Raw genomic sequence first — 24,879 nt, 5'->3', positions numbered from 1 at the left:
AACACCGACAATCAGACCGGTTGCAGAGACACCACAGGAGGGAATTTCACGTGATCGAGATAAATCGCCAGGGTTTCCAACAAACCGTCCACGTTTGATTTCAAGAAGTACCCCGCCACGTTGCGATCGTAGGCGCGTGAGATATCACGAGGGTGATCCGATGTGGTGAGGATGAAAACGATCGTGCGTCTTAGGGTTTCATCAGCCCTGATCGCCTCCAAGAACTGATGCCCGTTCATCCCAGGCATGTTGATGTCCAGCAAGACGATCAATTGTGACCGCTGCTGGTCGGTCAAGCAATCCGACCGCAACAATTCCAGAGCGGAATTCCCGTCGGCGGCGTTGATGATGCCGACCTCCATCTGCTTCTTCGCGACGCCCCGCTTGACGATTTCCAGATCGACGAAGTCGTCTTCGACGACCACCAGGGTTGGAACGACATTGCTCATCACACTGCTCCACAGACGACTTCGGACGGCGTTGTCTGCAATTGACAAGGCCACGTAAAATTGAACCGGGTTCCCTGGCCGATTTGTGACGTCACACGAATCCGGCCGCCAAAGAACTCCACTTGTTTCTTGACGATCGCAAGGCCCATGCCGCTGCCTTCGATCGAGGTATCGCCGACACGTTGATACATCTGAAAGATGCGGTCGAAATTGGCCGCGTCGATTCCGGGACCGTTGTCTTGCACTGCAAACTCATAACGATCCCCCTCGGCGGACCAGGTCACTTCGACCGCCCCGTCGGGGCCTTTGTCGTTGTGTTTGATCGCGTTGCCGATCAAGTTCATAAACACTTGCTCCAGCGGTGCGCGGACGGTTTCGAATTCGGGAAGATCGCCCGGCCAATCGATGCGGATCTCGTTGGGGTTGCTGACCATGTCAACGATGTTTTCCAGCACCGATTCGACGGCAACCGTCTCCGACGCAGGTTCGATGCGTCCGACACGCGAAAAGTCCAGCAAATCCTCCAGCAGAACCTCAAGCTTACCCACCCGGGTTTTCAGATTGTTCAAGTAGACTTCACCTTCGCTGGACAAGTCGCCACGAACATCTTCTTCGATCCATTGTGCCAGGTGCTTGATTCCTCGCAGCGGGGAACGCAGATCGTGAGACGCCACATAGGCGAAGCTGTCGAGTTCTTCGTTGGTCGCCTGGAGCAGGTTTGCCTGTTCGCGAAGCTCGATCCCCAGTTGCTGTGACTGCTCGAGCAATTCTCGCGTCCGTAGGTTCTGGTCGCTAAAGATGCGGGCCGCCGTCGCCATCTTGCCGATCTCGTCCTTGCGCCGTGTCCCCGGCACATCGGACAGCACTTCGCCACTGGACAGGCGCTCGAACGTGTTGGTCAAGTCCGAGATCGGGGTGACGATCGCCAATGCCAGCCGAGTGGCGATCAACAGCGACAATCCGACCGCCGTCACAACGATTGCCCAGGAAAACAGGCCGACGCGATTGGAGGTGGCCGCCAATTCCGATGCGATGAATTCCCGTCGCGATTCGGCGCGCGAACGCAGCTGTGCCGAATAGTACGACACCTCCGATTCCTCGCCGGCGATCACGACGTTTCGAAGGAACAGGTAGCTTCGAGTCGCCTGCACCGCGCGCAATCCGACACTTTCGAACTCTCGGATCGCTCCGACGACGGCATCGACCTCGCGTTGCAGCCCTTCAATTTCCGCCAGTTGCCCCACGGCATCGTTGATCTCTGCCACCGCTGACTCGACCAGTTCGCCGTCTGGATTTTCGAAATACCGCAGCAGAAGTTTTTCGGCCTTGGAAAATGCGGATTGGGATCGCACCAGTGCCAATCGTTGATCGGTCGTCTCCGCCCCGTTCAACCACGTGGACAGACCCGCCATCTGTTGTTCGATCTGTCGCACCAGCACCGGTAACTGCTGTTCGACCAGATCTTGCCGGATTTTCCGCTCGACGATCACGGCGTCAAAGTGTTTGGCATACTCCGTCACGCGCGAATCGATTTGACGGAACAGCGTGACCATTTCAGGATCGGTCTGCTGTCGTGTCGCCGCGTCGATGTTGACCCGCAATCGCTCGAAGATCTCTTTGGCCGCATTGGATTGTGATTCGCGGCCGGAATAAACGAACCGGTCGGCTCGCAATCGCAGCTCTTGTACATCGCGGTCCAATCGCAGCACGACGGCGTTGATCGCCTCGATCTCGCTCATTCGGTCAAAGACTTGGGCGATCCGTTTGGAGCCGAAGTAGACCGCCAGCGCATTGCCGAACACCAGCATCAAAATGATGCCGAATCCGAGGTAGATCTTTCGTTTAAGCGACAGCTGAAACATACTTGTCAAACGCGGGCGATTGATTAAGTCGCGGTCAGAAACTCGTTCCAACCGCTTAACGTGAATTCGTAGTTCTCCATCACGGTGTTCCAGACCGCGACGTTGCTGAATCGTCGCTCGTACGATCCGCCGGTGCGGGTTTCGCCGCGTCGCACGACGGTGCGTCCGTCGGTCCCCGTCAGGTCGGTCACCGCGGTTTTCCCGGCATACCAATAGTCCCACTCCTGGGCGGTCATTTCGCGACGAGATCGCTGGGGGTTGGAGATGTAGTAACCTTGTCGAGCGACAAACGCTCCCGGCCAACCGGACAGCCACCAATTCATGTACTCGTACGCCGCATCCTTGGATGCGTTGGAGGCGGCCGAAGAAAGGCACATCACACCGTGCCAGGCGCGATAGCCTTCTTTCGGTGCCGCGTACACACAGTCAATGTTCTCGGCGCGCAGGGCAGACACGCCCGGCGAAAACATGCTTTCGATGACCGCCTCTCCGCCCCGCATCAATTCCACCGATCGTGGCACGCTGTTCCAAACACCGCGAAAGTGTCCTTCCCGCCTCAATTGGACCAACACGCGAAACAAGGCCGTGATTTCGGACTTGGACATGTTGCCGATGTCCTCGATTTCCACCAACCCTTTCGACTTTGCGGCCAGCGCGATGTCGAACAACCCGATCGTCGGCTCATTGCACAACGCAACTCGTCCCGCCCAGCGAGAATCCAACAACCAACTCCAGCTTTCCGTTTGATAGGCGACACCACGAGGGACGACCGACGCGTCATAGGCAAACGAATCGACGTTGTGGACATACGGCAGAAAACTGATCCGCCGCGTTTCGTCCGCCCCGAGGGCTCCGTTGTTCTGAACGTACAGCAGTTTGTTCGGCGCATCCCCGGCACCGATCCGCCCGTGCGGTGTCAGCTTTCCCGTCTTGGTCAGGCTGTTGATCTCGTCCCAGTAGACCAAACGCGACGTCTCGATCGGCTCAATCGCCCCGGCCTGCCACAGCAAGCGGATGCTATTGGACCATTGTTCGTACAGATCAAACGATTCCGGCCGCGTGGATGCCTGGTGCAAGACCGAGGCGCTGCCTCCGGGCTGGAAGTGGATCTCGATCCCCAAATCCTTTTCCGCTTTCTGGCGAATCGGTTCCTGAAGCGTGACGTGCGTTCCCAGGACGCGCAACGTTCGCTTCTGCCGAACGAAGCCGTAGGGGGCATCGCCGAAAACGCGTTGCGACGCGGCACCTGCGGCAAGCGTGGCCGAGGCGTTGGTCAGGAACGTACGTCGGGATTGCTTCATGGATCTCGCTCGGAACAGAATCGCTCACATCGGGGGAGGGGGCTGAAAAACGTGTCTTGCGGGTACCTCGACGGCCCGCAAGGTCTGTGGAAATCAGCCGGAATGCGGGACAACGGACCGGCAGAACAGCGGTCTGTCGGTTGACGCCGCGGGGAAATCATTCCCCTCTCACGTTCGAGGTCGCGAGCCCAGTGGACCGGACCGCTTGAAGGGATCGCATCGGTCGCGGGCTTGACGCCGATGATTCAGCTTGGCGCGTGTGGCGAAGCGATAATCCCTTGGCTTTGGCTCGCGTGAAACGCCGGTCTTGCCGATCGGGAAAGATGATTGCGTCCTGCCCGTCGCCAGCGCGACATAGTGCACACACCGTTTCATCCCCGTGAGGGCGGTCATTTCGCCGCTGTCCGGCGTCGCCGCTCTCCCGCTTGTTTCTCGGCCGGTTGCACCTTATGACAAGGTGTTGAGCCTGCCACTGTCTGTCTAAGACTTGTCAGTCTGAGAATTGACTCGGATCCCAATAGCCCCTCGATCTTACCGATGCAAAAGACTCTCGATTCCGCTGTCTCATCTGCTCCTGAAACCGACGACGTGCTGCTGGGCTCTCTGTCGCACGAGCTACGCCGGCACCTGCTATTCACCCTGGGACGCGACGAGATCGATTCTGACCCCGGCTATTGCTTTCGTGCCGCGGCCATCACCATCCGTGACCGAATCAGCCGCGACTGGCGGCGGACCCGCGAGCTGCTGGCATCGAGCGACACCCGTCACGTGAATTACTTGTCGCTGGAATTCCTGCTGGGTCGCTCACTCAACAACGCGATCCAGAACATGGACCTGGACGAACCGATGCGCAAGGCGCTGCATCGGTTCGGCGTCCAGCTGGAAGAAGTCCTGGACAAAGAACACGACGCCGGACTGGGCAACGGCGGCCTGGGGCGGCTGGCGGCTTGCTTTCTGGACAGCTGTGCCAATCTGCAGCTGCCGGTCTCGGGATACGGCATCCGCTACGAATACGGCATGTTCCACCAGCTGATCGACGGCGGCCGCCAGGTCGAAGCCCCCGACCACTGGCTGCGCGACGGAAACCCCTGGGAAATCGAACGCCCCGAGGACACCAAGCGGATTCGCCTGTACGGACGGACCGAACGCTACGTCGATGACCAAGGGAAACCCCACAGCCGCTGGGTGGAATCCTACGACATCTTGGCCGTTCCCTATGACATGCCGATTCCGGGTTATCGCAACGGCACGGTCAACACGCTCCGACTGTGGAAAGCGACGGCGACCGACGCCTTTGATCTGGGCGAATTCAATGCCGGCAGCTACACCGAATCGGTCGCACAAAAGAACAACGCCGAACAAATCTCGATGGTGTTGTACCCCAACGACGCCAGCGAAAACGGAAAAGAGCTGCGTTTGAAACAGCAGTACTTCCTGGTCTCGGCCAGCCTGCAAGACGTCTTGGCCAATTGGGTCGAACGCCACGGCGAAGATTTTTCGGAGTTCGGCAAAAAGAATTGTTTCCAGCTGAACGACACCCACCCCGCCTGTGCCGTTCCCGAGCTGATGCGGTTGTTGATGGACGAGCATCAACTGGAATGGGATGAAGCGTGGAAGATCACGACACAATGCATGGCCTACACCAATCACACGCTGCTACCGGAAGCCCTGGAACGCTGGTCGGTCAGCCTGTTCGGACAACTCCTGCCGCGGGTGTTGGAAATCATCTTTGAAATCAACCAGCGGTTTATCGCGGAAGTCGCCGAAAAATTCCCCAACGAACCCGAACTGCTGAAACGCGTTTCGTTGATCGAAGAAGGCCACACGCCGCATATCCGAATGGCGTACCTGTCCATCGTCGGAAGCTTTTCCGTCAACGGTGTCGCACAGCTGCACACCGACCTGCTGAAATCGGGACTGTTCGCCGATTTCGATCGCATCTGGCCCGACAAGATCAACAACAAAACCAACGGCGTCACGCAACGTCGCTGGCTGTCACACTGCAACCCGGCGCTACGTGACTTGATGAACGAAACGATCGGTCGACGCTGGGAGTCCGATTTGGAGCAGATCTCGGCGTTGGCCCCGCTGGCCGACGACGCCGATTTCCGCAAGCGTTGGCGCGAAGTCAAAAACGCCAACAAAGAACGCCTGTCCAAATACGTCAAACAACACACCGGAGTCGACTTCGCCCCGACCATGCTGTTTGATGTTCAGGTCAAACGGATTCACGAATACAAACGACAATTGATGAACGTCTTGCACGTCATCCATCTGTACGACCGGATCCTCCGTGGCGAAACCGCCGGCATGGTTCCCCGCTGCGTGCTGATCGGGGGCAAAGCCGCGCCGGGTTATCACATCGCAAAGATGATCGTCAAACTGATCAATAACGTCGCCGGCGTGATCAACAACGATCCCCGCGCCCACGACCTCTTGCGACTCGTCTTTTTCCCCAACTATCGCGTTTCCGCGATGGAAATCATTTGCCCCGGAACCGAACTTTCCGAACAGATTTCCACCGCCGGCAAAGAAGCGTCGGGAACGGGGAACATGAAATTCATGATGAATGGTGCACTGACCATCGGAACGCTCGACGGTGCGAACATCGAGATCCGCGAGAAGGCCGGCGAGGAAAACTTCTTCCTGTTCGGACTCAACGCGGCCGAGGCCCAGGAGACGCGCAAGAGCTACGATCCAAACGCAATCATTGCCGCCGACCCGGCCATCGCCCGCGTCATGGAACTGCTCGAAGGCGGACGTTTCCACGAATCCGAGCCCGGTGTGTTCGGAGAGCTGATCTCGGGTCTGAGGAGTCCGCAGGACCAATGGCTGACCATCGCCGATCTGCGTAGCTTTATCGACGCCCAGGACCGCGTGGCGAAAACCTATCAAGACCCGGACACCTGGGATCGCATGAGCATTCTGAATACCGCCCACAGCGGTTGGTTCTCCAGCGATCGCACGATCCAACAGTACGCCGACGAAATCTGGCGCGTCAAACCCCTGACCGCCTAACGATTGGTGATCCACAGGCACTGGTACGGCGCGACGTTCAAGACGGCGTTTTGGTCGTCCAGCCGCGTTCCCGAAATCGCGTCGTACCATGAATCCATCAGGATCAGGTTCAGATCGGAAAGCTTCAATTCCTGAACCGCGTCGGTCAGGTTGTGCACACAAAATACGCTTTGGCTGCGGTCGGTGCTCTGACGCCAAAAGGCGAAGTAGGGCTCGCTTAGCTGGAGCGTGAACTGGGTGGCGTTGGGGTGAAACGGCGCCATCCGACGACGCAGCTGGATCCGCCGCGACAGTTCTTCAAAGACCCGGTGATGGACCGACCCTTTGTCGCTCAAGCGTTGCTGCAAATCCGACCAATCCCATTTGTGGCGATTGATGCTGCGATTATGGTTCGTCGCGGCGACGCCGTCCTGGTCGTTGGGGGTGGCCAACAGGCTGTGGATGTAAAACGCCGGAATGCCTTCCAGCCCCATCATCACGGTCTGGGAGCATAAGAAGCGTTCCACTTGCCACGGGTCTTCGCCATCGACCGTGCCCCGCAACGCGTCGAACAACGACACGTTCAGTTCGTAAACGCGTTCTCCACCGTCGGCGGTGCGTCGGGTTGAAACGCGGCCGCCGAACCGGCGTACGGTTTCCACCAGTTGCAGTTGTTCTTCGTCTGACAACAGACCTTCGGCGGGCCGCATGCCGATGCCGTCATGTGACGCGGTGAAGTTCAGGTACGTGCACCCGACCGGCGCCGGCGGCATCGTCATCATCCACCGTTTCAGGTATTCCGACTTGCCGGTCAACAGGGCATGCACCAGCAGCGGCGCCAGGCTGAAGTTGTAGATGACGTGAGCTTCGTTGCGGTTTCCAAAGTAGGTCAGGTTCTCGTGGTTGGGCACATTGGTTTCGGTGATCAACAGCGTGCCCGGTGCAAAGTAATCGGTGATCGTGCGAATCAGCCGCACCACCTCGTGCGTCTGGGGCAGGTGGATACACGACGTTCCCGGTTCCTTCCATAAAAACCCGACCGCATCGAGCCGAAAGATGCTGACGCCGTGCTGCAGGTACAACCGGATGATTCTCAGGAACTCCATCAAGACCTGCGGATTGCGAAAATCCAAATCGATTTGATCGTGGCTGAACGTGCACCAGACGTGCTTCAGGCCCCGGGAGGTTTCGGTCGGTCGCAGCAGCGAGGAGGCGCGGGGCCGTACGACGGCCGACAGGTCATCCCCGGCATTGGCTTCCATGAAATAGGTCGCACCGGGTTCGACGCCCTCGCGGTAGTTTTTGAACCACTCGCTTTCGGAGGACACGTGATTGATCACAATGTCGGCCATCAACCGGTAGTTGCCCGCGATTTCCGAGATCTCCGACCAGTCGCCCAGCTTCGGATTGACTTTGGTGTAGTCGATCACGGCGAACCCGTCGTCGGAGCTGAACGGGCAAAACGGCAACACGTGGACCGACGAAATCGAATCCTTTAAATACTCGTTGAGAAACTGGTGTAACGTGTCCAGCGGTGCCGAGCCGTTGTCGACGATCGAATCCCCATAGGTGATCAGCAGGGAGTCCTCTTGCGACCACAATTGGTGCAGCGGCAATGGGCCTTGCGGCTGGAACTGGTCGAAGATCGCGATGACTTCGTCAGCCAGTTGTTCCGGGTCTGAATCCGGGTAGAGGAAGGCGAGGTGTTGAGCAAGGGGCGCGCGGACGGGCGATTCGTCAAAATCCGTTGGTAATGCCATGGAAACGATTTCTTGATGCGTGAGAATCAAAGTTGAAGTTGATTGGGTCAGGCATTGTCCGCTTCTACCGCGCCCAGGAGTTGGTCATAGATGTCCGGCACCGCGCTCGTCACGCGGGACCAGTTGTCAATGAAGGGGCTTTCGTCGGGGCGATTGAGAAACTCGTCGCCCGCCGCCACGATGACTCGGCTGAACAGTTCCACCGTGGCTTCTTCTCGGTGGCGGTCCAGGTTCAACCCGCTCATCACGGCATCGTTGTGGTAATGGTCCACCACGTCCAGCGCCGTCCGGTAATAACAGGCTTTCAGCGTTCTCAGCATGCTGTTGCTGATCACGAAGCCTTGGACGGCCAGTTTTCGAATGAAGGCCTTGCAGATGTCGTTGGCCATGCGATGCAAACCACCGGTGCGATCGTCCTCGGAGACCGGTTGGTGTTTGTGATCGTAGGCATCGGCGATGTCCACTTGGCAGATCCGGTTCAGGTTGCAGTTGCGATACATCTCGGACAACGTCCCGATTTCCAGCCCCCAATCGCTGGGGATCCGTAGCGACGTGACGACCTCCGATCGCATCGAAAACTCACCGGAAAGCGCGTACCGAAAACTGCCCATGTAGTCCAAATACTCGACCCGTCCGAGCACGGTCTTGAGGGCGCGGATCAGCGGCACGACCAGCAATCGGAACACGCGACCGTTCAATTTTCCCTGGGCCGCTCGGTAGTAATAGCCTTTGCAAAACTGGTAATGGAACGACGGATGCGCCAGCGGGTACAGCAATCGCGCGGGCATCGATCGGTCGTAGGTCAGGATGTCGCAGTCATGCAGTGCGATCGCCTTGGATTTCCCCGACGCCAGGAAGTACCCCAGGCAATACCAGACGTTGCGTCCCTTGCCCGGGTCCATGGGTGCAAGCCCCGCCGATTGCAGGGCGGCATCGACGTGTCTCAGTCGGGTTCCGTCATTCCACAGCACGACATAGTTTTGTGGCAGTTTGTCAAAAAACCGCTTCGCCGCGTGGAACTGTTCTTCATTGGCTCGGTCCAGCCCGATGATGATCTCACTCAAATAAGGAATCTTGGCCAGTTCTTCGACGATCGGCCCCATCGCCGGACCTTCCAATTCCGAATACAGGCAGGGCAACAGCAACGCCATCGGAGTTTCCGCGGAGAACTCGACCAACTCCGATTCGAGGTCTTCGGTGGATCGGTTTCGCAAATTGTGAAGCGTTCCGATAATTCCGTTCTGGGCAAAGTCCGCCATGGTTTCGCTATGACCGGGGAAGAGGATTTGGAAGAGAGTCTGCCGTGGGAATATCGATCCGAGCCAGCAGTTCGGTGACGGCTTCGGCCCAACCCGCCGCTCCGGGCGCCGAGGCAACGATGCCGCGATCCGGGGCGACGTCGACACCTAACCCGCTGGCCGTCGGAATTCCGATCGGGACGTCGGCAAGGTCCAACATGCTCTGGTCGATGGGACTGTCACCGATCGCCGCGATGATCGGTGGGTTGCCGGATTCGCAACCCGCCATGACCAGCGATAATCGCTCCGCGACGACCTGCATCGCCTTGCCCTTGCTGGTCGGCCCGGCGACGTGCCAAAAACGCCCCCCCTTGGTCAACGTCAGCTGGTGAGCGTCCAGGTGTCGCTCAAACGCAACTCGGTTCTCGTCGCTGTCGTCCCACAGCAAGGGCTCGGTGCCTTGCCGCGCGAGTGCCAGCTGCGACCTGTCCTCGGACAACTGGGTTGCGCGGATCACTCCATCGAGCCCCAGATCCGCAAAGGAACGGAAGCGAAAGCTTTGCTTCAGAGGCCGCAGCACCTCCAAAATCTGATCGCGAGCCGCACCGATGATTTCGATCTCGCCGCTCCGATCACCGGCGTCCTGTCCCCAACGAATCACCGATCCGTTTTCGGAGACGAATGTGTTGTCGGAGAGTCCTAGTTCATCGGCCAGAAGCGTCATTTCCGGCACGGTCTTGCTGGAATTCATGACCACCGGAATCTGCCGTTGACGCAATCGATCCAGCGTTGCAGACGCCGGGGACCAGTCATAGTCGTGCTTATTCAGCAGGCAGCCATCGAGGTCCGTAAACAGGATCAGTGGTGAAGCGGTGGGCAGCATGGCGCCGATTTTACGCAATCGCCCCCCTGGTCGCCACCGCGACTTGTCACCGGGCAGGATCGCAGACCTCACGGCTGGCTAAGGGCAGAGTGGGTCGCGTCTGGGCATTGTTTTGCAACCGTCACGGTTTACCGCTACCCTGACGGCCTGTTGATTGACGATTGCCGCAGCGCAATCGAGGCGCGCAGCAGATCCACTCGCTCGCGCTTCGTACCTAGTACCGTCCCATTCATTCATCGAAAACGATTCAATCCACAAGCCGTTGATGAATCGGCAATCGCGACGAGCGATCCACCGGTCCTGATTCGACTCACCGGCCAACGCACCTACCTGCCCTTCGCCGAAAAATGGATTCCCGACGTCGTCCACGCTCTGCCGAGCGCAGCGAAGTCGATGCGGCGTTCCCTACCACAGTCGGACCGTCTGGCGTGAACGCGCCAATGCAGAGAATTCTCTGGCGGGTCCGACGAAATTGTTTTGATTTACCTAATGGACTCTGTTCGGCACGGCGCGAACCGACGGAGAGGTCAGACGATTGCCGAATGCCTTTCCCGCGTCCCCCGCCTTGATTGACGCCCCAACCGATGCCCCATGTCAAAATACGATGTCATTGATTGTCGACAAATCGAACGCGATGACGGCAAACGCTGCATCGTCGCGATCATCAATTGGGACGACGGTCGGACCATCCTGATCCGTCAGACGAAGGACGAAAACGACGAATACTCCTGGGAACGGATCCTGATGTACGGCATCCGCCAGACCGACACCCTCGATGCGTTGCTACCGGGTATCGAGCGTTTCTTTGACGACAGCGACGTGAAACGTCGCATGATGGTCTCCTCCGCCCAACTCCGTCGCGAACTGATCGCTGCGACGAACCACTTGCTGGGTTAACCTCGATCCGGGACATCACGCGACCGCAGCGTCGTTTTCGATTGGGCCGACCAGTCGCCGTCCTCTCCGAGGTCGGCGCGGGGTAAAGCTTCGCTTGTCCGCGCACGCCGAGTTCGGAGAACACGGCGACCCTCGGAACACATTGTCAAGTACGCAAATTGAGCTGCGATCCTGCGCTACCGTGGTTTGCTCATCATCAGGCGATAGTTCCCCGAGCCGAGCAGGTCGTCGATCCGCGATCGCATTTCCGGAGTCACTTGGACTTTGAACTTGTCGGCTTTCAGGTGAACCAATTCGCCTTCGGCCAATAACATGCTGAACAGCAATTCCTGATTGCCCGGATAGCCGCGGATGATTTCACGGAGGCGTGAGATCGTTTGGCCGTCGTGTTTGGATTCGTCCAATCGGATCCGCATGCCGTGGGTGTAGCGGTTGTCCAGATCGTTTAGCGGAATGAGTTCGTCGATGATCAAGTTGGCTTCGTCGCCGCCGCCGCGCCGATCGACTTTGCCTTTGGCCAAGACGACCGCATCGGGGATGACTTTTTCTCCGTGGTCGGCAAAGCCGCGTGGCCACAGGATGCAGCGGATCGCTCCCTGCATGTCTTCCAGGTCAAAGTTGGCGTACTTGGACGGCTGGCCCGGCTTGGGGTTCTTGGTGTGGGCGATCTTGATCGAGCTGATCATGCCGCCCAAAACCACTTCGCCGCGGTCCTGGATCTCGGCCAGCGAGTCGGTGGTGTGGGTGCGAAACGTGGCGAGTTTGGGTTCGTACTCGGCCAGCGGGTGGGAATCCAGGTAATAACCGAGGACTTCTTTTTCATACCCCAGTTTTTCTCGTTCGGGCCACTCGTCCATGTCGGGCAAGACGACCGCCGGCGCGTCACCGGAACTTTCCTCTTCGTCTTCAAAGGCGCCGAACAGGCTGGCTTGTCCGCTTTTCTTGTCCGCTTGGACGGCGGCCCCGGCCTGCATCGCTTTTTCGATCACGGCAACCAACTGGCTGCGTTTGGCGTTGAAGCAATCCATCGCCCCGGCTTTGATCAGCGTTTCGATCGCAGACTTGTTACAGGCGTGCGGATCGACGCGTTCACAGAAGTCGAAGATGTCTTTGTAGGGGCCGTTCTTCTTACGCTCTTCTTCGATCGAAATCGCGGTCGAACCGCCGCAGGCCTTGATGGCCGAAAGGGCGAAATGGATCTTTCCGTCGGCGACGCTAAAGTCGGCTTCGGAGGTATTCACGCTCGGCGGCACCACTTCGATGCCCATCCGGTCGCAGTCCTCCATGTGCTCGACGAGCGCGTCCTTGCGTTTGAAGTTCCGACCGTCGATGTCGCTGGACAGCAACGACGCCATGAACTCCACCGGGTAGTGCGCCTTCAAGTACCCGGTCTGGAATGCAACGAGGGCGTAGGCGGTGCTATGGGACTTATTAAAACCGTAGCCCGCAAACTTGACGATCAGGTTCCAAATGTCTTCGGCGTCTTTTTGGGCCAGCCCGTTTTCGACGGCACCTTTTAAAAAGACTTCCTGATTCTGGTTGATCAGCGCTTCCTTCTTTTTACTGATCGCCTTGATGCACGTGTACGCTTTGGCCAGCGGGACGCCGCCGAGGCGGTTGAGGATCCGCATGACCTGTTCCTGGTAAACCATCACGCTGTTGGTTTCTTCCAGGATTTCTTTCAGCACCGGGTGTTTGTATTCCGGTGTCTGGCGACCGTGTTTGATGTTCACGTAGTCGTCGACCATGCCGCCTTCGAGCGGACCGGGCCGGTACAACGCGGCGGTCGCGATGATGTCGTGGAAACAGTCGGGCTTCATCCGTGTCAGCAGGTCACGGATGCCGCCGGATTCGAGCTGAAAGACGCCTTTGGTTTCTCCCCGCTGCAGTAGCGCGTAGGTCTTCTTGTCATCGAGCGGAAACTTCAGCGGGTCGACGTCTTTGCCGGTCGTCTGTTTGATGAACTTCACCGACCGGCTGAGCATCGTCAGGTTGCGCAGGCCCAGGAAGTCCATTTTCAACAAACCGCTCGCTTCGACGTCCCCCATCGACCACTGGGTGATCACGTCTTGTTTGCCGGGAACACGCGTCAGCGGGACGTATTCCGACAGCGGTTTGTCGGCGATCACGACGGCGGCGGCGTGGGTGCCGACGTTCCGCGCCAGACCTTCGATTTTCATCGCCAGGTCCAACAGCTCGCGGATTTCCGGATCACCGTCATAGGTTTGTTTCAGATCGGCACTTTTTTCCAGTGCCTTGCCGATCGTGATCTTCAGTTCGTCGGGGACCATCTCGGTGATCTGGTTGACCCGCGAGAGCGGAATCCCCAGTGCCCGTCCGGTGTCCTTGATCGCGGCCCGCGCGGCCAGCGTTCCGAACGTCCCGATCTGGCACACGTTGTCGCTGCCGTAGCGTTCTTTCACATACTCGATGACTTCGACGCGGCGTTCCTTTTCGAAGTCGATATCGATATCCGGCGGCTCGGTCCGGCTTTCGTCGAGGAACCGTTCGAACAGCAAGTCATAGCGGAGCGGACAAACGTGTGACATGTAGAGGGCGTAGCACACGATGGCGCCCACGCCGCTGCCCCGTGCGGTCGCCGAGATCCCCTTTTTCCGAGCGTGGATGACGAAATCCCAAACGATCAAGAAGTACGTCGGGTAGTTCAGCTTCTCGATGACGCCGAGTTCGCGATCGAGCCGCGCCATCACTTCGTCGGACAGTTTGCCGTCGACGATCCGCTGGTCATCGCCTTCGTAGCGTTCCAGCAAGCCCTTGATGCACAGCTCGCGCAGGTAGTCGATCGGCTTCATCTGGTTGGGGCATTCGAACTTGGGGAAGTAATACTTGCCCAATTCGATGTCGATGTCGACGCTGTCGGCGATCTCCTGGCTGCGCGCGACGCAGTCCTCCATGCCCGGGAAATGCTCGTACATTTGTTCGGGGCTGCGCAGGAAGAACTGGTCGTTCTCCATCTTCATCCGCGACGTGTCCGTTCGGAAACGCCCGGTGTTGATGCACAGCATGATGTCTTGGGCTTCGGCGTCTTCCTGATTGACGTAGTGGCAATCGCTGGTGGTGACGACGGGCAGCCCCATCTTGTTGGCGATGTCGACGGCGCCTTCGAGTTGCAGCCGCTGGATTTCCAACCCGTTGTTCATCACTTCGATGAAGTAGCGGTCGCCGAAGACCTTGTGGAACCAGCCGGCGATCTCCATCGCCTCTTTCTCGTGCTCGCCGGTATCGCTGGCCTTCATCACCGTGCGGCTGAATTCGCTGCTGACGCATCCCGACAAACAGATAATGCCTTCGTTGTACGTTTGCAGGATTTCTTTATCGATCCGCGGCTTGAAATAAAACCCTTCCAGCGACGCGGCACTGGCCAGTTTGATCAGATTCTTGAATCCCGTCCGGTTCTTGGCCAGCAGCGTCAGGTGGTAACTGGCGTCCTTGCTGCGCCCGGCGCCGCCCTTGTCGAAGCGGCTGCCCGGGGCGATGTAGGCTTCGTAGCCGATGATCGGATTGATGCCGGCCCCCTTGGCCGCCCGGTAGAACTCCAGCGCCCCGTGCAGGTTGCCGTGATCGGTCAACGCCAACGCGTTCATTCCGTGGTCGACGGCCCGGTTGACCAGCCGTTTGATGTCTCCGGCACCGTCCAGCAAGCTGTAATGGCTGTGGCAGTGCAGGTGGACGAAGGGTTTGGCGGGCGTGACGATGGAGTCGTTGCTGGCGGTGTCCGACATGCGAAAAGGCTCTTCCGTGGGTGGCTGGCTGGGCGCGGTTGCCCGTCATTCTAGCAGTCTGCTTCAGGCCCGATAATTGGTCGGACCGGAGGAGAGAGAGGGGGCAAAACGATGGGGGCAAAACGATTCAATGCGCGGATTAGATGCCTGTTTCGAGGAATCTCGCGATGGTACCGATCCCGAGCCTTGATCGAGCACATAATTGTTTTGCCCCCATCGTTTTGCCCCTCCCCATCCACTCAACGTTTCTCGTACCTAACGCGATAGACCGGGATTTGGTTTTGTCGGCTGCGGCGTTCGAAATGCGTCCGGTAATCCAGGTCGTGGGACGAGGGTGATTTTTCTTCGGGGATCGGCACGCCGAATTCCGGGGCGATTTCCGCGATCATCTCGATGGTGGCTTCGAAGTAGTCCAGCACGTCGGTCCAAAAATGGAAACGCCCGCCGGATCGCAGGGCCGTCAAAAAGCTTTGGACGCTACCCTCATTGACCACCCGCCGCTTGCGATGTCGCTTTTTCCACCAGGGGTCGGGAAAATAAACGTGGACCGCTTCGAGTGATCCGGCGGGCACCCGATCGGCCAGCAGCGGCTGGGCGTTACCGGAAATCATCTTGGCGTTGGATCGGCCCGCTTTGGCCAAACGAGCCGCGGAGTGTTTCGCGTACTTGTGGATGATTTCGATGCCCAGAAAATTGTGCTCGCCGTTGCGTTCCGATTCGTTGGTCAAAAACAGACCTTTTCCGCTGCCGACTTCGATTTCCAACGGCCGGTCGTTGCCAAAGACGGTTTCGCTGGTGATCGTCGGTGGCACCTCGGGGAACGGCAATTCAGACCCGGTGTCGCTGCCCGAAGCCAATTCGCCGGGAACGGGCTGGCGAAACACGTACAGATGGTCGGACAGGTCGAGCGTCGGCTTGGGTGCGCGGATGGGGCTGCGGGGCATCGGAACAATCGGAACCGGTCGGCGGGGGAGGATGGCATTTGGTCGTCAAGAGGTAATCGTAACGACCGCGAAAACGTCTACAATGCCGGAACGGATCTCGGTTGCCGCCCCGACCCCCCCTTCGACATTCAACAGCACAAAAAACGACCTATGCCCAACGACGCCGATTTCGCCGGCCTTCATGTCGCTTCCTTAGAAAGCCGCCGCGCCGACGACATGCGGCGATTGATCGAACGGCACGGGGGTGTCAGCCATGTCAGCCCCTCGATGCGGGAGGTCCCGATCGAGCCCAACCGGGCGGCCATCGATTTCGCCTATCGTGTGATGACCGGCGAAATCAGCACCGTGATCTTCATGACCGGCGTCGGGTTTCGCTTTTTGATGCGTTCGCTGGACAAGCACGTCAACACCCAGCGATTCCTGGATTCGCTGTCCGACATCACCACCATTTGCCGCGGCCCCAAGCCCGTCGCGGCGCTGCGTGAGGCCGGTGTCAAACCAACGCACCGGATCGGTGAACCGAACACCTGGCGCGAAATCTTGCGGTACATCGATGACAATAAAGTCGCCGTGGCGAACCAAGAGATCGGGCTACAGGAATACGGCATCTCCAACGCCTCGCTGGTCGCCGGATTGGAGGCCCGCGGCGCATCGGTCCGACCGGTGCGTGTTTACGGCTGGGACTTTCCCGAGCAAACCGATCCGCTCCGCGAGAACATCCAAGCGATCGCCGACGGCCAGCGTGACCTGTTGCTGCTGACCAGCGCCCACCAGATCGTCAACATGATGCGGATGGCCGAACAAATGGGCATCACCGACCAACTTCGAACGGGATTGCGGACCACCGCGATCGCGTCGATCGGCCCGACGACCTCGCAAATGCTGACCGAGTGTGACCTGCACGCCGACATCGAGCCGTCGCACCCCAAGATGGGACATCTGGTCGTGGAAACGGCCAAGCGTTCGGCCCAATTGGTTGCCGCAAAAAAACGCCTGAAGGAAACCGACGAAAAGATTCAACAATCGATTTCGTTCGCGACCGAGTCACCCGCGACGGCGGACAAGCACCCTTCGCACGACAGTCTGTTCCTGAAAGCCTGTCGCGGTGAACCGACCGAACGCACCCCGATCTGGTTGATGCGACAAGCCGGACGTTACATGAGCGAGTACCGCGAGGTCCGCGCCAAACAGACTTTCTTGGAACTGTGCGCCAATCCGGCGTTGTGCAGCGAAGTGATGTGCACCGCGGTCGACCGATTGGGCGTCGATGCGGCGATCATCTTTTCCGACTTGTTGCCGTTGCTGCAGCCGCTCGGGTTTGACCTGGAGTTTGTCGCCGGCGACGGACCGGTGATTCACAATCCGATTCGCAGCGACGCGGATCTGACACGACTGAAACGCTTGGACGATCCCCAGTCGCTAGGGTTCGTGTATGAGACGGTGCGACAAACACGTGCCGATCTGCCCGAGGGAATCCCGTTGATCGGGTTTGCCGGATCGCCGTTCACGTTGGCCAGCTATGCGATCGAAGGCGGCGGCAGCAAGGTTTACACGAACACGAAGAAGTTGATGTACGAATCGTGCTCTCAATCATCCGGCGGTGCCTGGGCGGAATTGATGAGCACCTTGTCCGAGGCGATCACGGTTTACTTGAACCATCAAATCGCCGCAGGAGCGCAGTGTGTGCAGCTGTTCGACAGCTGGGCCGGGTGCCTGTCGCCGATCGAATACAGCGAATTCGTGTTGCCCTGGATGAATCAGATCATTGCGGGGATCGCGCCCGGCGTGCCGGTGATCAATTTTGCGACCGGCAACCCGGAATTGTTGCCGTTGCTCCGCGGCGACAGCCGGACGGTGGTGGGCGTCGATTGGCGCGTCCCACTGGCGACCGCGTGGGACCGGATCGGGCGTGACAAGAGTGTGCAAGGCAACCTGGACCCGGCGGTTTTGTTGGCCGATCCCGAGGTGATTCGCGACCGCGCCGCAGCCGTGCTCAGCAGTGTCGCCGGCCGCAACGGGCACATCTTCAATCTCGGCCACGGTGTGTTCAAAGAAACCCCGGTCGAAAACGCCATCGCCCTGGTCGAAACCGTCAAAGAACTCAGCGCCCGATAGGCGGGAGGTGGTAGCGTTTTCGTGTTGCGCCCGATCTAGAATAAGGGACCTGACGAACGCGGATGTCGCGGGCGGCTTGCTGATTTACCCGGCTGGACGGTCACAATGCTAGCCCGACGCGTAAGCGAGGGGCCACACACCGCCCCTCGCTCACGCGTCGGGCTGGCATCAAGATGGGGCGCAGTTCTGATTCGCTCAAGAACACATTGGAGGAGATGGAATATGTCTCGGACCACATGCCTGACGTTTTACATCTCACTTTTCGCATCCTGCACCTTTGCCGGTGGGCCGGAAATGCGTTTGGTGCCGGAGCAGCCGACCGAAGGGCGGTTCGTGGAGACGCCGCGGGGGTTCATGGTGGCGTACGATCAGCCGATTCCGGGATCGAACGCGGTGATCAAAATGCTGCCGGTCCCCGGCGGGACGGTGACGATCCAGCCCCCGCCATCGCTGGAGCAGGTCGACGAATACGGCAAGCCGCTGACGACCGAACGGCCGACAGGTGCCGGACAACAGGTTTCCTTCGGCCCGTACTGGATCGGCAAGTACGAGATCACGATAGAGCAGTACCTTCCCTATCGTCAGCTGTACTACCGGCAAAAGAAGGACGCATCGGAAGGAATCAATCAAGCAAATTCTCCCACGGATGTCGATGCGGTGACGGGGCCGACCGATGTTTATGACCCCGACTACAACTTCGAATACTCCGACGCGCCGGATTCCCCGGTGCCGACGGTCAGCCAATTTGCCGCGCGGCAGTACACCAAGTACCTGACGTTGCTGACCGGACAAACTTATCGACTGCCGCTGCGGAGCGAGTGGCAGCACGCCTGTCTGGCGGGCAGTGATTCACGCTACTGTTTCGGAGACGACGCGACGCGGTTGGGCGAATTTGCCGTCTACCTGGCGAACACCTCGGACGATTCATTATCGCTGCGCGTGGGGACGAAGAAGCCGAACGTTTGGGGGCTTTACGATGTCCACGGCAACGTTGCCGAGTTGGTGATCGAAGACACCGCGGTCACGGGACTGCGCGAAGGGCATGTCGCGTGCGGCGGCGATCGTGACAGCACCGCGGCCGAGTGCACGGCGGAATCGGTGGTTCGCACGACCGAATCCTGGTGGGACCAAGATCCAGATTTCCCACGCAGTTCGTGGTGGATGACGTCCGAAACGAGCCGCACGACGGGATTTCGAATCATCGCACCGCTGCAGCCGATGACCGACGCCCAGAAACACGCCTACTGGGATGCCGACAGCCAGGAACTGGCCCAGGACGTGCAATCACGCTTGGAATCCGGTCGCGGCAGCCTGGGCCGAGTGACGCCGCCACAACCGACCACGCGGCGCATCGACTCGCCGGATTTGGAAAAATAAAGCGCTCCAACGCATCGGGAAAATTGTCTTAAGAAATGCGTCAACTTTTTCCGCGAAAAAGGATGGGCCACTCGCGCTGGCGCGATCCGGCTGATGTCAAACGATTATCAGCCGTTTGGCGCGAGCCCAATGGCACCTACTTGATGAGCCGACGGCGCTAGCCGCGGGCCTTGGATTGCCCTTCTTCAAGACTTGAAAGGCCCGAGGCTAGCGATAACGGCTCAGTTTATGATCGAAAGTCAGCGCCGTTTTAACGCAGATACGCTCGCCAGAGCGTGGAACCTTTGACGTAATGGAAACCCCCGGAGGTCCACCTGCTGGCGAAGGTAGTTACGTTTGACCTTCACCGCCCCCGTCCCAAGAGTCCTCCAAAATCGGGCCCCGATGACGTGACAAGACGCGACGAAACACCGAATCTGGAACAGTATCGTCGGTACCTGAGAGTGCTTGCGGACATGCAGCTGAACCCGCGTTTGCGATCCAAGGAAGACGTTTCCGATGTCATCCAGTCGACGCTGCTGCGCGCACACCAGGATCTGGACGGGTTTCGAGGATCCACGGAGGCCGAACTGCGAGGCTGGCTGAAAACGATCTTGACGCACACTTTGATCAATCTGGCGAAAAAGTACCAAGCGCAAAAGCGTGACATTCGTCTGGAACGCTCGATCGACCAACAGTTGCAAGAATCCGCGATTCGAATCGTCGGCGAGCTGCCGGCCGAGCAGACTTCACCCAGCCAATTCCTGATCCGTCAGGAGCGTGCCGAACAGCTTGCCGACGCGATGGCGACGTTGCTGGAAGACGAATACACCGCGGTGATGCTCAAGCACGTTCACGGTTGGAAAGTCGCTGATATCGCAACCCACATCGATCGTTCCTCCGAAGCGGTCGCGGGCCTGCTTCGCCGCGGGTTGAAGAAGCTTCGAGTCAAATTGAACGCGGCGGAACACCATGGCTGAAGCGAACGACAAACCAGAACGCGACGAGGCTTTTGATCGCATCGTCCATGAATACTACCGGTCGATCGAAAACGGAGAATCGATCCCGCGACAGGCCTTCATCAATCGGCACCGAGAGTTCGAGCAAGAGCTTCATTCGTTCTTTGCAGACCTGGATCAATTCGACCAAGCGGTCGAGGACCGCGAGGTCACACCCGACGACGCGATCGACGCCACTCACGTCACGCCACTCGGGCGATCGTCCTTGGATCCGCGCGTTGCGGTTCGATACATTGGCGAGTATCGCGTTCTCAGCGAGGTGGCTCGCGGTGGCATGGGCATCGTATTCAAAGCACGCCAAGAATCGCTCCGTCGAACGGTAGCGCTGAAGATGATTCTGAGCGGTCGGCTGGCCAACGAGGCCCAGGTGGAACGGTTTTATCGCGAAGCACGCTCGGCGGCCGCATTGAAGCACCCGCGGATCGTCGCTGTCCATGAAATCGGTAAACATGAAGGCCATCACTACTTCACGATGGATTTCATCGAAGGTGAAAGTCTTGCCGAGACGCTTCGCGAAGACTCACTGCCACCACGTCGTGCAGCGGAACTGGTCGCCACGCTGGCCGACGCGATTCATTTTGCGCACCAGCGGGGCGTGTTGCATCGCGACCTTAAACCGGCCAACGTGCTGTTGGATGGCGACGGCCAGCCCCACATCACCGACTTCGGACTCTCCAAGCCGCTTTTCGACGCCGACGCTGATCTGGGAGCGATCACGTATTCCGGGCAGATCCTGGGAACGCCGCGTTTTATGGCGCCCGAGCAGGCGGCAGCCGAACACGGTCGCGTCGGGGTCCCGAGCGACGTTTATTCCCTCGGCGCGATTCTCTACACAAGTCTGGTCGGCCGAGCCCCGTTTGTCGCCGAGTCGACGGTCGAAACGATTCGCCAAGTCATCGAGAAAGACCCCGTCCGACCGCGGCTGCTCAATCCCGCCGTGCCTAAAGACCTGGAAACGATCTGTTTGAAATGCCTTGAGAAGGTTCCGGAATCCAGGTATCGCAGCGCAGCCGACCTACGGGACGATCTGCGGCGATTCTTAGACGGACACGCCATCCATGCCAAACCGATCGGCTGGTCGTCGCGCGCGTGGAAGTGGTGCAGGCGACGGCCCGAGGTTGCCTCGTTACTCTCGTTGCTGATGCTCGCTCTGCTGACCGGTCTGGTCGCGGTTGGATTCTGGTGGCGGATGGCGGAGTACCGGCGTGCCGAGGCCGAGAAAGCGACTGCCGAAGCGAAGCAGAACCTGTATGCGTCCTTGATCGGCGAAGCCGAAGCGACGCGCCGGGCGCGACTGAGTGGGTATCGGTCGCGGGTATTAGCGCTGCTGCAACAGGCGTTCGGTTTGACGGGCGTTCAAAAGGATGACTTCCGGATTCGCCAAGAAGCCATTCTATGTTTCGGCGATTTTGTTGGGAATCAACCGACGACGGTCGAAGGTCCGGAGCTGGCCGATTCACCGGGGGCGGCAACGTTCTTGGATGACCAGCGGATCGCCGTTGCGGTCGCCGGCGGAGACGTCGTGGTGCGGGATGTCGCCGACGGGAGTGAACAGTCGCGTGTGTATCGAATCGGACTGGACATTCGTGCGATGGCCATGGCCAACGATGGTTCGACGATTTTGATGGTCGATAAAGACTCCTTGGAGCGATGGGACCAACAACAAGACGGCGATTGGATCCGGCAATGGGAATGCCCGGCGGCGTATTCCAGCCACTACATGGACATCGGTGTGGGACCGGATCAGATCGCCTTGATCGATCGATTTCAGATCCGGTTGATCGGACTTTCCGATGGCGAACCCGCCCGTAGCGTTCAGGCACCTGCGGACTATGGTTTTCTGTTTCCCCAGCACGGCTTTCTGACCACCGCGATCAGCCCGGATCAACACTACGTGGCAGCTGCCGATTCGCCCGAGTCCGTCTTTCTTTGGGATGCGGCGACGGGTGAATTGGTGAAAAGAATCCGTGCACCAGGGACGGGGGTGCCGAATGTGCAATTCTCCACCGATGGACAATTCCTGGTCGTCGGATCGGACCAGGGTTTCGCGACGTATCGCTGTGATGATTTTTCACAGTGGTCCGTCATTCAGACCGATCCGATTTTCAGCTTGGCGGTCAGCGCCGATGCCACGCGGCTGATCACCGTGACCGAAGTGGGGGCGGTTCATCTATGGAATTTGCTGACCGGACGACTGATTGCGACGTTGTCGCACCCCGGTTCCCCGCCTCTGGGTTCGGCGGGGTTCAGCCCCGGCGGGACGCGTGTGTTTTCATGCGGAGCCGAACGATTGCGGATCTGGAGCCTGGCCGATACCCCCGAACGAATCGTCTTGCACGGACATCAACGCCCGGTCAACTGCGTCGCATTCCATCCCTCGACCGATGTGTTGGCGTCCGGCAGTCAAGACGGAACGGTCCGGTTTTGGGACACCGCTGCTGCCACAGAACTCTCGAAGCTGGCACTCGGCGAGGCCGTGAAATCGGTCAAGTTCTCCGTGGACGGCTCGCTGGTTGCCGCCGCCACCTCACGATCGCTTGTGGTTTGGCAACACTCTGATAACGGGAATCTCAATCCTGTCCTGCAGCTCAATCGAAACCGGCCGGCGTTCAATGATATCGATTTCAGCCCGGATGGACGACTTTTTGCCTCCTGCGGTCCCGAGGGCATCCAGCTTTGGGAGATCCGACGCGCTGGCGACGGCACCATTGAACTCCGCCAGACACGACGAGAATCGGTCTTCGGCCAATCGATGACTTTTGACGCTTCGTCAAAGTACATTGCCGTCAACGCCAGGCTACTGTTCGGATGGATCGACCTGTCCGCCCCCGGTTCCAAACCGCGCACGATTGCCAAACGTGTTTTTTCCAGCAATCTCGTCGCGTCGCCGAAGGATCAAAACCTGATCGCCGTTTCGGCCGATGGAACTCTGTTGGAATGGCACATCGAAACCGAACGAGCCAATCGCAAAATCGCAGAACTCGGTCGTCTGAGCTCACCTGTCATCGCGATCTCCCCATCCGGTGATGTCCTGGCAGTCCAAGCGAGCCACGGAAACGTGCGTCTCCTGGATCTGCAGACGCGTAGGACGTTGTTCGATCTGGCAGACGAACACGCGTCAATCAACGCGATCAAGTGGGCCCCGGGAGGGCGACGCCTAGCGATCGGGCTGACCGACGGAGGCGTGGCGATTTGGGATCTGACACGCATCTCGGAACAACTGGTTTACGCCGGCCTGTCGTCGGGCCTGGAACGTTTTAAGATTCCCGGCGACAAACCCGCCTCACCTCCACCAACCATCCTTGCACGTCAGGTCTGGCAGCCGTCAAAGCTCGATTCGACCAACGAAGTTCAAGCGAAAAAGTATCTGGCGTCATGGGGAATCGAAACGCGGCGCGAGGCGATCATGGACGAGCCGTCCATCGACGCGCCGATTGATCAGTCGATTCGCGAAGAAATCAGCCAATGGCACGGAGGTGCCAGTCGACACGGGGCGTTCGTGCTCGGTATCCCCGGCTCCAGATTCGAACCTTTAGCGCAACAACTTTCCGCCGCCGGGTACGGTCTGTCCTCGATATCACCGGTGTGGAGCGGAGACCAAGTCGTTGTTTCGGCGGGGTGGCACGCCGGTGATTTCGATGCGGTTTGGGAGCTGGACATGAGTGCGGAATCACTGAAGCAGAGACAGCAAGAAATGACCGCTTTGGGATACCGTCTGGCCGATGTCGGCGGATACGTCGAAGATCGCCCCGAATCGATCGAGCGTTTCTATGCCCTCTGGCGAAATGATCTGCCGAGCACCGCAACACAATGGCTGGCCCTGGGTGAAACACCCCAACAGGCACACGACACCTTTCACGGCAAAATGAACGACTACGAACCCATCTTGCGGCAATGTTATTACGATGCCGACAACCAGCTACGCTACTGCGAGCTGTGGGAACAGTTCGATCTTCCGGCGCTCGAACCTTGGTTTGCCTACACCAATTCATATGACGTGATGTTTGGTGAAATCAGGCGATCCGGGATGGACCGCTATCCCTGCCGATCGTTCAAAGTGTCACGATCGCACGATGAGAACGCGACGTTCTACTCCGGTGTCTGGCGGAGCGACGAAACGGGGGTCACAACGCGTTTGGTTTTTGGCGAATCGCCTCGCACCGCCCAGTTGGTCGGAACGGAAATGCTGCACAGCGGATATCGACCACGCTGCGTCTCGATGACTGCTTCACACCATCAAGCTCCCGTCGCTGCTGTCGTTTGGGAAAAAGCAATGGCGCTTAAAAATTAGTCCGCTCGATTGGAGTGGTCTTAC

Annotated in this window: 14 protein-coding genes; 6 read left to right on the top strand and 8 right to left on the bottom strand. The window is 58.9% G+C overall.

Going from position 1 to position 24,879, the window contains the following annotated elements; genetic code table 11:
• Positions 1 to 11: 11 nt before the first annotated feature.
• From Mal15_RS12245 to Mal15_RS12235, 3 genes are read right to left on the bottom strand one after another with little or no spacing between them, the layout of a single operon-like run.
• Positions 12 to 449, bottom strand: coding sequence for a response regulator (locus tag Mal15_RS12245; protein WP_147868025.1), 438 nt, complete (start codon positions 447 to 449; stop codon positions 12 to 14).
• Positions 449 to 2,311, bottom strand: a complete 1,863-nt coding sequence (locus Mal15_RS12240; protein ID WP_147868024.1) for a sensor histidine kinase — start codon at positions 2,309 to 2,311, stop codon at positions 449 to 451. The genes Mal15_RS12245 and Mal15_RS12240 overlap by 1 nt, the downstream gene beginning before the upstream one ends.
• A gap of 23 nt (positions 2,312 to 2,334) precedes the next feature.
• The gene (locus Mal15_RS12235; RefSeq protein ID WP_147868023.1) at positions 2,335 to 3,612 is read right to left on the bottom strand and encodes an ABC transporter substrate-binding protein; all 1,278 of its coding nucleotides are present in this window, start codon (positions 3,610 to 3,612) and stop codon (positions 2,335 to 2,337) included.
• A 537-nt stretch (positions 3,613 to 4,149) separates the two neighbouring features.
• Between Mal15_RS12235 and Mal15_RS12230 the strand changes: the two genes are divergently transcribed.
• Positions 4,150 to 6,630 (top strand): glycogen/starch/alpha-glucan phosphorylase, encoded by a 2,481-nt coding sequence (locus tag Mal15_RS12230; protein ID WP_147868022.1) that lies wholly within the window; start codon positions 4,150 to 4,152, stop codon positions 6,628 to 6,630.
• Here Mal15_RS12230 and Mal15_RS12225 read toward each other — a convergent pair.
• From Mal15_RS12225 to Mal15_RS12215, 3 genes are read right to left on the bottom strand one after another with little or no spacing between them, the layout of a single operon-like run.
• Positions 6,627 to 8,369: a sugar phosphorylase gene (locus tag Mal15_RS12225; protein ID WP_147868021.1), complete on the bottom strand. Its 1,743-nt coding sequence runs from the start codon at positions 8,367 to 8,369 to the stop codon at positions 6,627 to 6,629. The genes Mal15_RS12230 and Mal15_RS12225 overlap by 4 nt on opposite strands.
• Before the next feature lie 47 nt (positions 8,370 to 8,416).
• Positions 8,417 to 9,628 carry a glycosyltransferase family protein gene (locus Mal15_RS12220; RefSeq protein ID WP_147868020.1) on the bottom strand — a complete coding sequence of 404 codons (1,212 nt, stop codon included), beginning with the start codon at positions 9,626 to 9,628 and terminating at the stop codon, positions 8,417 to 8,419.
• A gap of 7 nt (positions 9,629 to 9,635) precedes the next feature.
• Complete coding sequence (locus tag Mal15_RS12215) at positions 9,636 to 10,490, bottom strand: HAD-IIB family hydrolase (RefSeq protein WP_147868019.1); 855 nt, start codon at positions 10,488 to 10,490, stop codon at positions 9,636 to 9,638.
• Between the two features lie 591 nt (positions 10,491 to 11,081).
• Between Mal15_RS12215 and Mal15_RS12210 the strand changes: the two genes are divergently transcribed.
• A complete protein-coding gene (locus Mal15_RS12210; RefSeq protein ID WP_147868018.1) occupies positions 11,082 to 11,387 on the top strand; it encodes a hypothetical protein in 306 nt (101 codons plus the stop codon).
• Positions 11,388 to 11,563: 176 nt separating this feature from the next.
• Here Mal15_RS12210 and dnaE read toward each other — a convergent pair whose 3' ends face one another.
• The gene (gene dnaE, locus Mal15_RS12205; RefSeq protein WP_147868017.1) at positions 11,564 to 15,130 is read right to left on the bottom strand and encodes a DNA polymerase III subunit alpha; all 3,567 of its coding nucleotides are present in this window, start codon (positions 15,128 to 15,130) and stop codon (positions 11,564 to 11,566) included.
• A gap of 239 nt (positions 15,131 to 15,369) precedes the next feature.
• Positions 15,370 to 16,074, bottom strand: a complete 705-nt coding sequence (trmB, locus tag Mal15_RS12200; protein WP_147868016.1) for a tRNA (guanosine(46)-N7)-methyltransferase TrmB — start codon at positions 16,072 to 16,074, stop codon at positions 15,370 to 15,372.
• Positions 16,075 to 16,224: 150 nt separating this feature from the next.
• On the opposite strand from trmB, the gene hemE reads away from it, so the two are divergent.
• The 4 genes from hemE (at position 16,225) to Mal15_RS12180 (ending at position 24,855) form a co-directional block, all read left to right on the top strand.
• The gene (gene hemE, locus Mal15_RS12195) at positions 16,225 to 18,189 is read left to right on the top strand and encodes a uroporphyrinogen decarboxylase (RefSeq protein ID WP_147868015.1); all 1,965 of its coding nucleotides are present in this window, start codon (positions 16,225 to 16,227) and stop codon (positions 18,187 to 18,189) included.
• 222 nt (positions 18,190 to 18,411) lie between these two features.
• The gene (locus tag Mal15_RS12190) at positions 18,412 to 19,566 is read left to right on the top strand and encodes a formylglycine-generating enzyme family protein (RefSeq protein WP_167546756.1); all 1,155 of its coding nucleotides are present in this window, start codon (positions 18,412 to 18,414) and stop codon (positions 19,564 to 19,566) included.
• A 389-nt stretch (positions 19,567 to 19,955) separates the two neighbouring features.
• Entirely contained in the window at positions 19,956 to 20,525 is a 570-nt protein-coding gene (locus Mal15_RS12185) for a sigma-70 family RNA polymerase sigma factor (protein WP_147868013.1), read from the top strand.
• Positions 20,518 to 24,855, top strand: coding sequence for a WD40 repeat domain-containing serine/threonine-protein kinase (locus tag Mal15_RS12180; RefSeq protein ID WP_147868012.1), 4,338 nt, complete (start codon positions 20,518 to 20,520; stop codon positions 24,853 to 24,855). Before Mal15_RS12185 ends, Mal15_RS12180 begins: the two co-directional genes overlap by 8 nt.
• The last annotated feature ends 24 nt before the right edge of the window (positions 24,856 to 24,879 follow it).

It is taken from the genome of Stieleria maiorica (assembly GCF_008035925.1).
GTDB lineage: Bacteria > Planctomycetota > Planctomycetia > Pirellulales > Pirellulaceae > Stieleria > Stieleria maiorica.
This window is presented reverse-complemented; position numbering and strand designations above follow the sequence as displayed.